This window comes from Suipraeoptans intestinalis (genome assembly GCF_009696485.1).
Classification (GTDB): Bacteria; Bacillota; Clostridia; order Lachnospirales; family Lachnospiraceae; genus Suipraeoptans; species Suipraeoptans intestinalis.
In genome coordinates, this window is the sequence record NZ_VULY01000018.1 from 2,066,934 (window position 1) to 2,080,613 (window position 13,680).

11 protein-coding genes are annotated in these 13,680 nt (G+C 49.9%); 10 read left to right on the forward strand and 1 reads right to left on the reverse strand.

The genetic code is table 11. The features are described 5' to 3' along the window. Positions 1-8: 8 nt before the first annotated feature. Complete coding sequence (locus tag FYJ34_RS10335) at positions 9-1,112, reverse strand: metal ABC transporter substrate-binding protein (RefSeq protein ID WP_154478354.1); 1,104 nt, start codon at positions 1,110-1,112, stop codon at positions 9-11. 151 nt (positions 1,113-1,263) lie between these two features. On the opposite strand from FYJ34_RS10335, the gene FYJ34_RS10340 reads away from it, so the two are divergent. The 10 genes from FYJ34_RS10340 (at position 1,264) to FYJ34_RS10385 (ending at position 13,552) form a co-directional block, all read left to right on the forward strand. After that, the gene (locus tag FYJ34_RS10340) at positions 1,264-1,467 is read left to right on the forward strand and encodes a hypothetical protein (protein WP_154478356.1); all 204 of its coding nucleotides are present in this window, start codon (positions 1,264-1,266) and stop codon (positions 1,465-1,467) included. A 337-nt stretch (positions 1,468-1,804) separates the two neighbouring features. Then, positions 1,805-2,866 (forward strand): sugar ABC transporter substrate-binding protein, encoded by a 1,062-nt coding sequence (locus tag FYJ34_RS10345; protein WP_154478358.1) that lies wholly within the window; start codon positions 1,805-1,807, stop codon positions 2,864-2,866. Further along, a complete protein-coding gene (locus FYJ34_RS10350) occupies positions 2,850-4,355 on the forward strand; it encodes a sensor histidine kinase (protein ID WP_154478360.1) in 1,506 nt (501 codons plus the stop codon). Before FYJ34_RS10345 ends, FYJ34_RS10350 begins: the two co-directional genes overlap by 17 nt. After that, a complete protein-coding gene (locus tag FYJ34_RS10355) occupies positions 4,348-5,952 on the forward strand; it encodes a response regulator transcription factor (protein WP_154478362.1) in 1,605 nt (534 codons plus the stop codon). Before FYJ34_RS10350 ends, FYJ34_RS10355 begins: the two co-directional genes overlap by 8 nt. Beyond that, positions 5,949-6,977 (forward strand): sugar ABC transporter substrate-binding protein, encoded by a 1,029-nt coding sequence (locus FYJ34_RS10360; RefSeq protein WP_154478364.1) that lies wholly within the window; start codon positions 5,949-5,951, stop codon positions 6,975-6,977. Before FYJ34_RS10355 ends, FYJ34_RS10360 begins: the two co-directional genes overlap by 4 nt. A 191-nt stretch (positions 6,978-7,168) precedes the next feature. Beyond that, positions 7,169-8,299, forward strand: a complete 1,131-nt coding sequence (locus FYJ34_RS10365; protein WP_154478366.1) for a sugar ABC transporter substrate-binding protein — start codon at positions 7,169-7,171, stop codon at positions 8,297-8,299. Between the two features lie 149 nt (positions 8,300-8,448). Next, on the forward strand, positions 8,449-9,975 hold the full coding sequence (locus FYJ34_RS10370) for a sugar ABC transporter ATP-binding protein (RefSeq protein ID WP_154478368.1): 1,527 nt from the start codon (positions 8,449-8,451) through the stop codon (positions 9,973-9,975). Positions 9,976-9,992: 17 nt separating this feature from the next. Beyond that, entirely contained in the window at positions 9,993-11,189 is a 1,197-nt protein-coding gene (locus FYJ34_RS10375) for a sugar ABC transporter permease (protein WP_154478370.1), read from the forward strand. A gap of 121 nt (positions 11,190-11,310) precedes the next feature. Continuing rightward, positions 11,311-11,766 (forward strand): cytidine deaminase family protein, encoded by a 456-nt coding sequence (locus FYJ34_RS10380; RefSeq protein WP_154478372.1) that lies wholly within the window; start codon positions 11,311-11,313, stop codon positions 11,764-11,766. A 412-nt stretch (positions 11,767-12,178) separates the two neighbouring features. Further along, a complete protein-coding gene (locus tag FYJ34_RS10385) occupies positions 12,179-13,552 on the forward strand; it encodes a TrpB-like pyridoxal phosphate-dependent enzyme (protein ID WP_154478374.1) in 1,374 nt (457 codons plus the stop codon). The last annotated feature ends 128 nt before the right edge of the window (positions 13,553-13,680 follow it).

Consider the following 13,680-nt stretch of genomic DNA (forward strand, 5'->3'; position numbering starts at 1 on the left):
CATTCCTCCTATTGCAGGGCTTCCTTTAAAATGGCAAGATTATCGGTCATAATGCCAAGGTAGGTAGCGCCGTTTTTGATATCGTCTTTTGTGACAGACTGCATGGAGTCCAAAGTCAAGATCTTCTGGTTCTTTTCTGCAGTGTTGGCGACGATGGTCTCTGCGATTTCATGAGTGGTGCCTTCAATGGTGAGGACGCAGGGAAGCTTCAGTTCATCAGTTTTTTCTGCAAGAAATTTGATGGTTTCAAAGCTGGCTTCCGTTTCGGCAGAGCAGCCCACAAAGGCAGCGTAATAAGCCAGATGATAGTCCTCTGTCAGATAGCGGAAGGGGAACCGGTCTCCAAACAGCAGAGTCTTGTTGGAAGCGTTGGAAACAGCCTCTTCATAAGCCTTGTCCAGTTGAGACAAAGATTCCACATAGGTGTCTGCATTTTTGGTATAGGTCTCCTTCTGAGCGGGGTTGATGGAAGACAGTGTGGAAGCGATCTCCTTACAGAACAGGCTGGCATTTTTTAAAGAGAGCCATACATGTTCGTCATATTCTTCTTCATGCGCATGCTCTTCCTGGTGGGAATCCTCTGTGTGAGAATCCTTTTCTTCCTGGTGGGAATCCTCTTCGTGAGAGTCCTCCTCTGTATGGGGATCCTTTTCTGCGGACTCGCTTTCGTGGTCTGCCTCTTCCGTATCATGGTGATCTTCTTCCTGCATGCCTTCCACTACTTCCTCCGTTTTGGCAGAATCACCCAGGACTTCCATCAGATTGATGACTTTTCGGTCCTTGTTGTCTGCATGCGCCAGGGCATCTTCTACCCATTCGTCAGACTCGCCTCCCACATAGATAAACAGATCGCAGTTGGAAATGGCAACCAGATCGTCGGCGGTCGGCTGGTAGTTGTGCAGATCCACGCCCTTATCGGCCAGAAGCGTCAGATCTACCTGGTCCTTTTGATCGCCAAGGATCTCACGAACCCAGTCATAGGCAGGAAAGATGGTGGTAACGACATGGATCTTCTTTTTGGCGTTTTGTTCGGTATTCGTTTTTGCGGAGCAAGCAGAAAACATGCCGCTCATAACCAGGACGGTACAAAGTAAAATTGCTATTTTTCTCATAAAATCCTCCCAATATAAAATAAATGAAATAACTGGTATGATGCCGGCAGGCAAAGCAGACAGCCAAGACTGCAGGCAAGGCGTCCGAAAAGGCAACGAAAACAAAGCCTATCTGTCAGATAGACGAAAAACGCTGCCCGGAAAGACTTCAATGAGAAAGCTTGACCCTGAGAGTGACCAGAGACTCGATCCGCTTTCCTTCCACGAAAACGGAAGGGCAAAGGAACCGGAAGAGGACCCACACCAAAAGGACGGCGGCAAAAAAAGCAACATCTCCCAGGGAGTGGACTGTTTGCTCGCACAGAAGGATCCGCTCGCAGGTGGAGCAGTGATGGTGGGTACAAACATGGTGTGACTGCACGGAAGGGAAGACAGAAGAAAAGAGCACGACAAAAAAGACTGCGGCTGCAAGCGACAATGCCAATATACGTCTGCGTGTTATCATGCCAGATCCCTCCCGAAGCTTTTACTCTATCATATCATCATGTGCCGGGGGATACAAGATGGAAGAAGGGATTTGGGATTTTGGCGATTGTGCTTTTCCCTGCGGTTTGGTAAGATACAGGCAAAGATATCTGCAGAAGCAAGCCGGGTCAGACAGGCTGGAGGGCGGATGCAGGACGTGAAGCAGGAGCAGGCAGACAGGCTGAAAAAGTCTGTCAAAACCATACAGGAAGAGGCGGAAGAAGGCCATGTGGGAGCGAGTGGGAAAAGATCAAAAAAGGAAAGCGGCAGGGAATGCGAAGGACAAAAAGAAGAGGATCCTTTTTCTGGCAGGAGGGATCCTGGGGTGCCTAGTGCTTGGAGGGATCCTGACTGTCTGGCTGTTTGCCGGAAAGCACACGGAAAGCAAAAAGGCCGGAGAGGGGAAGCCGTATCATGCCCACTATGTACTGATCGCAGAAAGCATGGAAGACCGGCAGTGGGAAACCCTGTACCAGGAAATGAAGGAGCAGGGGGCCGCATCCGGGATCTATGTGGAGTGCCTGAATCAGACGTTTCCCCAGGAGTATACCAGGGAAGATTATTTGAAGATAGCCGTTTCCATGCAGGTGGATGGGATCATTCTGGAGGGAGAGGACGATCAGAAGCTGAACGGACTGGTAGATCAGGCCGTAGACAGGGAAATACCGGTGATCACCCTAATGACAGACTGCGAGGGGAGCAAAAGGCAGTGCTTTATTGAGATGGGGAAATACAATCTGGGGCGGGAGTATGCAAGACAGATCATAGAAACGGTTACCAAGGATACCCAGAAGGTACTGGTTTTGGTACACAGTGTAAAAAAGGACAACAGCCAGAACCTGATCCTGGGAGGGATCAGGGATACCCTGAAAAATGAAGGGAACCATCTGAACCTGGAGCTGGAAACCCAGGTGGTGGAAAACAGTGAGTTTGATTCGGCGCAGATGATCCGACAGCGGATTTTAAGCGGCTCAGACATTCCGGACATTCTGATCTGTCTGAACGATCAGGATACTACCAGCGTCTATCAGGTACTGGCAGACTATAATATGCTGAAAACGGTGAAGCTGATCGGCACGTCTACGGAGGATCTGATCCTCAACGGCATCAGAAAAGGGTCGGTGCTTTCGGTGATCCAGCCGGATGCAGCCCAGGCCGGAAGAAAATGTCTGGAGGCTTTGGAAAATTACAGGGAAAACGGACATGTCAGCGACTATATGGCGCTGGATGCAAAAGTGATCCATGAAGAAAATGTAAAGGAGTATCTGGCGGATGAAACAGCAAAGTAGACCCAAATATCCCATGAAGCTCCAGATGCGCATCCTGCTGGTCTGCCTGCTGACCTTTGTGACCGGCTTTGCGGTAACCGGATACCTGAACATGAAAAACAGCAGCATCCTGAAGCAGATCGAAAAGACTTATTTCGGGAATCAGCTGCTGATGAAAAACCAGGAGATCCTGCAGAACATCCAGGGAGACGTCAACGAATATCTCAATACCAAGAGCACGAAATCCCTGTCGGATTACTATGACAAGGAAAGCGAGTATCGAAAGCTTCTGAAATCCTTCAACACCGGGATGACAGGAAATGAAGAGTTGATGATGGAAAAAAATATCTATCATATGTCCGAATCTTATCTGGAGGTGGCGGCAGCGGCGATCCAGGCAAAAAGAGGAAGAGATATCGAAGAATACCGGAAACGGTACGAGGCTTTGACGGAACAGTATGAATACCTCTCGGCAGCGATCTATACGTTAAACAACCGTAAATTTGAGAAAAATTCTGCGGCTTACGAGGAGATCGCGGCAGTGACCAGACAGAACGGGATCAAAAATGCGGTGTTGATCGCAGTGACCGCCGTGCTGAATATGCTGCTGGTGCTGCTGTTGACGGGAAGACTGGTGAAGCCATTGAAAAATCTGGTGGAGGCGTCCAAAAAAGTAGGTACAGGAAATCTGGAGATCCAGCTGACAGAAACAGGCAGGCAGGATGAGATCGACGTGGTGATGCACGCGTTCAACCAGATGGTTTTCAGTCTGAAGCAGTATATCCTGGATCAGCAGGAAAGCCTGCAAAGAGAAAACGCTATGAAGGAAAAAGCCATTTTGGCGGAGAGTCACCTAAAGGATGCCCAGCTAAAATATCTGCGGGCACAGATCAACCCCCACTTTCTGTTTAATACGCTGAATGCCGGTGCTCAGCTCGCCATGATGGAAGAGGCGGACGGAACCTACCGCTATCTGCATACAGTGGCAGATTTTTACCGCTATGCAGCGCAGCAGGACAGTGGAGTCGTCACGGTGGAAAAGGAGATCGAGCTGATCGACGATTACATGTACATTTTGAATGTAAGATATTCAGGGGAGATCGCCTATGAGAAAAAGGTCGATCCGTCCGTGCTGGAGTACCGGATGCCGGGAATGATCCTGCAGCCTATCGTAGAAAACTGCGTCAAACACGGGCTGGGAGAACTGGAAACCGGAAAGAAGATCACGCTGGAGGCTGTCTGTGAGGAAGACCAGATCGCTATTTCCGTCCGGGACAACGGAGTGGGGATGAAGCAGGAGCTGATCCGGAGGCTTTTGAAAGTGGACCGGCGGACGGAGGTGGAGGAATCTATTTCCGAATCGGGAGGGATCGGTATGAAAAATGTGATCGCAAGACTGCGGATGTACTATGACCGGGATGATATTATGGAAATCACCAGCACAGAAGAACACATGGGAACAGAAGTGACCTTATATTTGCCGATAGGAAGGAAAGAAGACCGTGTATAAGATATTGATAGCAGACGATGAAGAGATTGTGATCAATGCCCTGACGTTTATCATTGACAAACATTTTCCGGGGATATGCTCCATAAAGACAGCCAAATCCGGCAGGATGCTGATCGAGACCGCAGAGGAATTCGGACCGGATATTGCCTTTATTGATATTCAGATGCCGGGGATCAATGGGATCAGCGCCATGAAGGAGGTGCGCAAGACCAACGCATCTACGATCTTCATTATCGTAAGCGCCTTTGACAAGTTTGATTATGCCAGGGAAGCCATACAGCTGGGCGTGATGCGCTATATCAATAAGCCCATCGAAAAGACCCAGATCGTGGAGACCCTGAAAAAGGCCATGGAACAGGTGGATCAGCAGAAAAAGAAGAGAAGCAGTGACCTGCAGACGAGAGAAAAGCTGGAGATCGTAGTTCCCATTATCGAGAGCGGACTGATCTACACCATGCTGTCGGGAAAAGGAGAAAAAGAGGGACTGGACAGCTACATCAGCCTTCTGGATATCAGGGAAAAGCGGGGCAACATCATGGTGATCAAATGCGGCGATCTTGGAGAAAAGGGAGAGCTGGCAAATGCAGTGGGCACTAGCATCCGGATACAGGGAAAATACCCTCAGATCAAGGAGATCATCAAACGCTATTTTTCCTGCATTGTAGGCGCCATGATGGGCAATATGATCGTTGTCTATCTGCCGGGAGAAGGAATGGCGGAAGAGGAGGAATACGACAGCCGGATCCGGCAGATCGAAGAAGCCAGAAAAATGGGTCGGGATCTTCAAAAGGAAGCGCAGGTACAGACCAGGATCGCCTTTGGATCCAACAAGGAGATCCACTGCGCGGTGGAGTCCTATCAGGAAGCCCTGCAGGCGCTGGCCATCGGTACGGGACTGGTGGTACATGCAAAGGATCTGCCTATCGGATGCAGCTATGAGGGAGATTACCCGATCGCCCTGGAGAAGCAGCTTTATGAATCGGTGGAACAGGGGGATCTGGCGGGAACCCTAAGCAGCGTCAACCAGTTTTTTGAATGGATGGTAACGGATCATGGGGATTCGCCCATGGATGTCAAGCTAAAGGTACTGGAAATGGTGTTCCAGACGGAGACCATTGGATATAAGAGCGGCGGGATGACCTACCGGTTTTCCTCCAGAAGTCAGTACCTGCAGGATGTGACGGAGATGGAGGATTACGGGCAGCTACGCAGATGGTTTGAAAAAAAGGTGGAAAAAGCCTGCCGGAATGTGATGACCAAAAAAGAGGAAAGCTCTGTGGATCTGGTGGAACAGGCGAAAAACTATATCAAGGAGACCTACAAGAAGGATCTTTCTTTGGATGAGGTTTCCCGGGAGCTGAAGATCAGCCCCTACTATTTCAGTAAGCTGTTTAAAAAGAAAACGGGAAAGAATTTTATCGAATACCTGACGGAAATCCGGATCCAGAGGGCCAAGGAGCTGCTTGGAAGTACAGATATGTCCATGAAGGAGGTCTGCGCGCAGACAGGATACAGTGATCCCAATTATTTCAGCAGGATCTTCAAAAAGCAGACGGGGGTGTCGCCCACAGAGTACAAGGAAGGGAGTCAGGCATGAAAAAGCAAAGACTGTTGTTGATCCTGGGAATGTTCCTGCTTCTTTTGGGAGGCTGCCAGATACAGGAAAAAGACGATTCCCATCAGAAGAAAAGCGTGCAGATCGGAGTGATCTTTGACACCTTTGTGGTGGAAAGATGGCAGAGGGACCGGGATGTTTTTGTGGCCACGGCCCAGAGCCTGGGAGCAGAGGTGGACATTCAAAATGCCAACGGGAGTGTAGAAAAGCAGGAGGAAAGCATTCGCTATTATATCAAAAAGAAGATGGACTGTATCGTGATCGTACCCATTGAATCCGAGGCGCTCCTGGACGAGATCCGGATGGCGCAGAAAGAGGGGATCAAGGTGATTTCCTATGATCGGCTGGTACAGGGAGGAAAGACGGATCTTTATGTGTCCTTTGACAGTGAAGAGGTAGGAAGATTGATGGGGAAGGCCTTTGGAGATACGCTGAAACCGGGGGACGGTGTGGTAATGGTCTGCGGATCCAAAACAGACGGGAACGTAGCCATGATGGAAACGGGGTTTCGCAAAGCTGCGTCCGAATATGGTCTGGAGATCCTGGACGTGACCTATGCCGCAGACTGGGAGGCAGAGGAAGCCAGGAAATATGTAGACGGACATGTGGAGTTGATGAGAAAAGCCAGAGGAGTGATGTGCGGAAACGACAACCTGGCAGGCAGCGTCCTGCAGGCTCTTGCGGAAAATCAGTTGGAGATCCCGGTGGTAGTGGGACAGGATGCGGATCTGGATGCCTGCCAGCGCATTGTGGAGGAATCCCAGTATATGACCGTCTATAAGCCGGTGGAAAAACTTGCGAAAAAAGCGGCGGAAGCTACGGTGAAGCTGGCAAAGGGTAGGAAGATTGCCGAAGAAAATCAGATCAGTGACGGCAAATACCAGGTTCCGTACATACGGCTCCGCCCTCTGGCAGTCACCAAAAAAAATATCAATGCCACCATCATAGACAGCGGATTCCACATAAAAGAAGAAATCTATCTGAACCGTCCGGAAGAGATGCCGTGACAAGGACGGGGGACGCAGGCAGGACTTTTTTGGCGGGCAAAATATGCATGACAGAAATGTGCTAGAAAAGAAGATTCGGAAGAAAAGAAGGATGGAAAATATTCAGAAAGTAACAAGTTAGTACAGAGTTTTACATGATATAGTAGCTGCAGAGAAAGAAGCAGCTACTATTTTTTTAAGGAGGAAAACACATGAAAAAGAGAGTACTAAGCATGGTACTGGCGGCAGCGCTGGTACTGGGACTGCTGGCCGGATGTGCATCGGGTAAAAAGGACGACAAAAAAACAGAAGACAAGAAGGACGGAGAAGTTCAGGTAGGTATCGTTCTTCCCACAAAAGACGAGCCCAGATGGCTTCAGGATCAGGCACAGTTTGAAAGAGTATTGGGAGAAGCAGGATTTACCAACCAGGTATTATTCAGTCAGGGATCTTCCGCAACGGAAAAAACCAACGTAGAGACCCTGATTTCCCAGGGGATCAAAGTGTTGATCATCTGTGCACAGGACGGTGCGGCAGCTGCGGCTGCAGTGGAAGAGGCAAAGAATGCAGGTGTGACGGTGATCGCTTATGACCGTCTGATTACAGGAACCGACGCAGTGGACTACTATGTTACCTTTAACAGCTTTGCAGTAGGACAGGCACAGGGACAGTACCTGATTGACAACGCTCCGGAAGGAAAGGACGTTCCTCTGTATCTGTATGCAGGAGCCGCAACAGACAACAATGCATTCATCTTCTTTGAAGGCGCATGGTCCGTACTTCAGCCGAAGATTGCCGACGGAACCTTCAAGATCGAAAACTCCTCCGAGGCAGAGGCACTGAAGGACAAGACAGAGCTGTCCAGAGATGAGATCGCCAAGATCATCGGACAGGTAACGACAGACTGGGATTTCAATGTGGCAAAATCAAAAGCAGAGGCAAACCTGACTTCTGTAGACGGAAATGCCAAGGGAGACGTTTTGGTTCTGGCTCCGAATGACGGAACCGCACGCTCCATCGCTGATGTGTTTGCGGCAGACAAGGAAATCAAAAGCTATGTGATCACAGGTCAGGATTCTGAAAAGGCATCCGTACAGTATATCATAGACGGAAAGCAGTCCATGACGGTATTTAAGGATACCCGGACACTGGCTGCCGATTCTGTGGACATGGCACTTTCCATCCTGAAAGGAGATACACCTGCGACAGACACCACCTACAACAATGAAAAAATAGATGTTCCGGCAAAAGAAACACCGATCATCGTAGTAACAAAAGACAACGTGAAAAAAGCTTTGATCGATTCAGGATACTACAAAGAATCTGAGTTTACAGGCTTATAAGAAAGAAAAAGCAGCAAATCGGCTTTATAAGCGTGAAAGCTATAAAGCCGATTTGTCGTTGAAGCACATCGAAGGAGACGACAGCAGGCAGGGACCGGGCGGGAACTGGGATGGATGTGCAGGAGCATGGAAAGGAAGGGAGACAAAGTATGAGTGATCATATCCTTGAAATGAAACATATTACCAAAGAGTTTCCGGGAGTGAAGGCGCTGGATAATGTAAACTTTAAGGTCAGATGGGGAGAGATCCATTGTCTGGTGGGAGAAAACGGAGCGGGGAAATCCACCCTGATGAAAGTGTTGTCCGGTGTGCATCAATACGGAAGCTACAGCGGAGATATCGTTTACAATGGCGAGGTACAAAAGTTTCGGTCTATCGCAGACAGCGAGGCAAAGGAGATCGCCATCATCTATCAGGAGCTGGCGCTGGTGCCGGAACTGAGTATTTATGAAAACATCTATTTTGGACATGAGATCCTGTCCGGCGGAAGGATCGACTGGAACGAAACCATTGTGAAGGCGAAAGAAATGCTGGAAAAAGTACGGCTTCACGCAGATCCTTCAATGAAAGTCAAAGAACTGGGAGTAGGGAATCAGCAGCTGGTGGAGATCGCCAAGGCACTGAGTAAGAATGTCAAGCTTCTGATCCTGGATGAACCCACCGCTTCCCTGAATGAAGACGACAGCAAGAATCTGCTGCAGCTGATCCGGGAGTTGAAGGAGCAGGGCGTAACCTGCATCATGATCTCCCACAAGCTGCGGGAGATCACGGCGATCGCAGATACCATCACCGTTCTCCGGGACGGAAGCACCATCTGTTCCCTGGATGCGAGAGAAAAGAAGATCACGGAAGCTGAGATCATAAAGCACATGGTGGGCCGTGAGATGAACGACATTTACCCCAAGAGGGAAAAGCAGGAGCCGGGGGAGATCGCACTGGAGCTTCGGGACTGGACGGTGGAGGATACGACAAAAGGAAAAGAGATCCTTCATCATGTCAGCCTGCATGTGAGAAAAGGGGAGATCGTGGGACTGCAGGGACTGATGGGAGCAGGAAGGACAGAGCTTGCCATGAGCATATTCGGGAATCCCACAGGCTACCGGCTGACGGGAGGATCCCTTCTGGTAGGCGGAAAAGAAAAACGGTTTAAAACGCCCAAAGAAGCGATTAAAAACGGGCTGGCTTATGTGACGGAGGACCGGAAAGGAAACGGGCTGATCCTGATTCAGAATATTCAGTACAATACCACCATTGCAAACCTGGAGGCTTTGACGGAGGGGATCGCCATTAACCAGAACGAGGAAGTCAATGTGGCAAACTATTACAAGGACTCCATTAACATAAAAGCGCCGTCAGTGGAACAGAAGGTAGGAAACCTAAGCGGAGGAAACCAGCAGAAGGTACAGCTTGCCAAGTGGATGTTTGTAAAGCCGGACGTTCTGATCCTGGACGAGCCTACCAGAGGGATCGACGTAGGGGCAAAATTTGAGATCTATTCCCTGATGAACCGTCTGGTCAGCGAGGGGATGAGCATTATCATGATCTCATCCGAGCTTCCGGAGGTACTGGGAATGAGCGACCGCCTGTACGTCATGTCGGAAGGACGGATCACAGGGGAGCTGTCGGCGGAAGAAGCGACGGAAGAAAGAGTTATGGAATTGGCGATCAATTCGTAAGAAGGAGGAGAGAAAACATGAGTGAGAAAACGAAAAAAAGCGGATTGGGCCAGGAGATCCTTACTCTTCTGAAATCGAATATCCGTGAATATATGATGTATATTGCACTGATCCTGATCATGGGATTTTTTACGGTAAAGACCAGCGGCGGATTTATCCAGGCAAGGAACCTTGCCAATCTGGTAAATCAGGCGGGCTATGTGGCAATCCTGGCCATCGGGATGACCATTATCCTGATCCTGAAGCACATCGACCTTTCCGTGGGATATGTGGCGGGCTTCAGCGGGGCGGTGGCAGCTGTCCTGATGACCAAACACGGAATGAATGAGTGGATTGCCATCCTGGCGGTACTGGTGATGGGGCTTCTCATCGGAGTCTATCAGGGACTGCTGGTGACCAAGATGGGAGTTCCGGCCTTTGTTACCACGCTGGCGGGGATGTTTATCTTCCGGGGACTTCTGAATCTGACGTTACAGGAGACGGGAACGATCATTATTCCCAATAAAAGCTTCAACGAGCTGTCCAACGGATTTGTTCCGGACATTCCGGCAGGAACTTCCTTTCACCTCCTGACGATGCTCATCGGAGCGGCGGCAGTGATCCTCCTGATTTTTCTGCAGGTCAAAACCAGGAAGAATAAGCAAAAATATCAGTTCCATGTAATGTCTATGCCAATCTTTACCGTAAAACTGGTATGTCTGTCTGCCATCATCATGGTGATCGTCTATGTACTGGCAAGCTACAATGGAATTCCCTGGACGGCAGTGATCGTAGGGGTGGTTCTGTTTGTCTATAACTATATGCTAAATAAAACCAGACTTGGCCGGTATATTTATGGGATCGGGGGAAATGAACAGGCTGCGGAGCTTTCCGGGATCAACGTAAAGAAAGTTACCCTGATGGCATTTTGCTCCATGTCCACCCTGGCGGCCCTTGCGGGAATCCTCTACACCTCCCGCCTCCAGTCTGCCACGCCGACCGCCGGCCTGGGATTTGAGCTGGACGCCATCGCTTCTTCCTACATCGGAGGAGTAGCAGTCAGTGGCGGGATCGGTCGCGTGACCAACACCATCATCGGAGCGCTGGTGATCATGTCTTTGACCAACGGGATGAACCTGATGGGCGTGGACATTTCCTATCAGTATATCGTAAAAGGGATCATCTTTATTATTGCAGTAGCCTTTGACGTAAAGACCAGACAGAAGGGCAGATAACAAAGCAGATAATTTTCCACAGTTTTGTGGTACAATAGACGGGCAGGTGTTTCAGGAGAAAAGAAGCGCCTGCCCAAATCGTATCAGAAACAAAAAAACAAGGAGAAAGAAGAGGAATCCTATGAAAGAAAGACAGGACATCTGGCAGACACTTTATGAAACGGCAAAGCGGGAATATGCGCCGGCAGAGCTGACGCCGTTTGTCTGTGCCCGCCATGTGGTATCGGCGATAGAAGCAGAGGACGGACAGATTTTTACAGGATTTTGTGTGGAAGGCCTTTGTGGAACGATGAATTTGTGTGCGGAAAGAGCCGCGCTTCTGAATATGTATGCCCAAAGCGGGCAGACGCGGGCGAAACGGGTGATCACCTTCCGGGATCGGCCGCCCTATGGCAGCGGAAGCGGAATGCCCTGTGGAGTGTGCAGAGAATTTTTTTATCAGCTAAACGAAAAAAATAAAGATACGGAATTCCTGGTGGACTATGCTGCCAGAGAGACGGTCACACTGAAAGAATTGCTGCCTGACTGGTGGGGGAAGGAAAGAAGTCCGGAAGAGGAGAAGCAAACGTCCATATAAAAGAGCAGGGAACCTGCAGGAAGATCAAAGAGATTATAAAAAGGATCATTGACAATCCCGGCAGGGGAGAGTACACTTCTTCTAAGTTTGAGCCGTGGAAGAAGAGGGAGTACTTTTTCTGAAAGCAGTACAGAGAGCCGCAGATGGTGAGAGTGCGGTATGTGGAGAAGAAGGAATGGACTTTGGAGGCAAGCGGAGGGTGACGCTTCGTTATCAAGGGTCGGCGTATGTTGGTACGCATGAGAGGACGTCCATGGAGGATGTCAAGCCGGGTGGCACCGCAGGAGAATACGCTCCTGTCCCTGCAAAAGATCGTGGGGACAGGGGCATTTTTGTTTGCAGGAAATCGCCTTTTACGAAACAAAAAATGCCCTTCCCCAAAACAAACACAGAAAGAATGGAGGATGGAAACATGGCAGAAGAAAAAAAGATTCCGTATAAGATCTATCTGGAAGAAAAGGAGATGCCGACAGCATGGTACAATCTCCGGGCAGATATGAAAAACAAACCGGCTCCCCTTTTGAATCCGGGGACGCGAAAGCCCATGAAGCAGGAAGAACTGGAGCAGGTATTTTGCAGGGAACTGGCGGCGCAGGAACTGGATGATGAGACCGCTTACATCCCCATTCCGGAGGAAATCCGCAATTTTTACCGGATGTACCGGCCATCCCCGCTGGTCAGAGCCTATTGTCTGGAGGAGAAGCTGCAGACTCCCGCAAAGATCTATTACAAATTTGAAGGCAACAACACCAGCGGAAGTCATAAGCTGAATTCTGCGATTGCCCAGGCATATTATGCCAAAAAGCAGGGGTTAAAGGGCGTGACCACCGAAACGGGGGCAGGACAGTGGGGCACCGCCTTGTCTATGGCATGTGCGTATCTGGAGCTGGACTGTCGGGTCTATATGGTCAAGGTATCCTATGAACAGAAGCCCTTCCGGCGGGAAGTGATGCGAACCTACGGGGCGACGGTAACGCCGTCTCCTTCCGGGGAGACAGAGGCAGGAAGAGCTATTTTGAAAAAGCATCCGGGGACCACGGGAAGCCTGGGCTGCGCGATCTCGGAAGCGGTAGAGGCCGCGGCTTCCAGGGAAGGATACCGCTATGTACTGGGAAGTGTGTTAAATCAGGTGTTGCTGCACCAGTCCGTGATCGGTCTGGAAACCAAAACGGCCATGGACAAATATGGGATCGTGCCGGATGTGATCATCGGCTGTGCAGGCGGAGGCTCCAATCTGGGAGGACTGATCTCTCCTTTCATGGGAGAAAAAATACGGGGAGAAAAGGACTACCGCATCATCGGAGTAGAGCCGGCCTCCTGTCCGAGTTTGACCCGGGGCAGATTTGCCTACGATTTTTGTGATACGGGAATGGTGACGCCTCTGGCAAAGATGTATACCCTCGGCAATAATTTTATCCCTTCCCCCAATCATGCGGGAGGGCTGCGGTACCATGGAATGAGTCCGGTGATCTCCCAGTTGTATCATGACGGTCTGATGGAGGCGGTTTCGGTGGAACAGTCTGCCGTATTTGAAGCAGCAGAGCTGTTTGCAAGAGTAGAAGGAATCCTTCCGGCGCCGGAAAGCAGCCATGCTATCCGCGTCGCCATGGATGAGGCGCTTCGCTGCAAGGAAACGGGAGAAGAAAAGACGATCCTGTTTGGGCTGACGGGAACCGGCTATTTTGATATGGTAGCTTACGAAAAATATAACGATGGCCGGATGACGGACGAAATTCCCGGTCAGGAAGAACTGGAGAGAGGGTTTGCCACCATTCCTCGGCTGTAGTCGTGGAGAAATTTCCGAAAAGAACCTGGATTTTTCGGACTTTCCTGTAAGTTTTTACAAAAATGAGGGAACGTAGCGTTTTCAGTTGCACGCAGCACTTTACTGTGCTAAAATTCAGAGATTAACAG

Coding starts and splice junctions, on each gene's coding strand:
- FYJ34_RS10335 (WP_154478354.1), bottom strand. CDS start 1,112: ATGAGAAAAATAGCAATTTTACTTTGTACCGTCCTGGTTATGAGCGGC.
- FYJ34_RS10340 (WP_154478356.1), top strand. CDS start 1,264: ATGAGAAAGCTTGACCCTGAGAGTGACCAGAGACTCGATCCGCTTTCC.
- FYJ34_RS10345 (WP_154478358.1), top strand. CDS start 1,805: ATGTGGGAGCGAGTGGGAAAAGATCAAAAAAGGAAAGCGGCAGGGAAT.
- FYJ34_RS10350 (WP_154478360.1), top strand. CDS start 2,850: ATGAAACAGCAAAGTAGACCCAAATATCCCATGAAGCTCCAGATGCGC.
- FYJ34_RS10360 (WP_154478364.1), top strand. CDS start 5,949: ATGAAAAAGCAAAGACTGTTGTTGATCCTGGGAATGTTCCTGCTTCTT.
- FYJ34_RS10365 (WP_154478366.1), top strand. CDS start 7,169: ATGAAAAAGAGAGTACTAAGCATGGTACTGGCGGCAGCGCTGGTACTG.
- FYJ34_RS10370 (WP_154478368.1), top strand. CDS start 8,449: ATGAGTGATCATATCCTTGAAATGAAACATATTACCAAAGAGTTTCCG.
- FYJ34_RS10375 (WP_154478370.1), top strand. CDS start 9,993: ATGAGTGAGAAAACGAAAAAAAGCGGATTGGGCCAGGAGATCCTTACT.
- FYJ34_RS10380 (WP_154478372.1), top strand. CDS start 11,311: ATGAAAGAAAGACAGGACATCTGGCAGACACTTTATGAAACGGCAAAG.
- FYJ34_RS10385 (WP_154478374.1), top strand. CDS start 12,179: ATGGCAGAAGAAAAAAAGATTCCGTATAAGATCTATCTGGAAGAAAAG.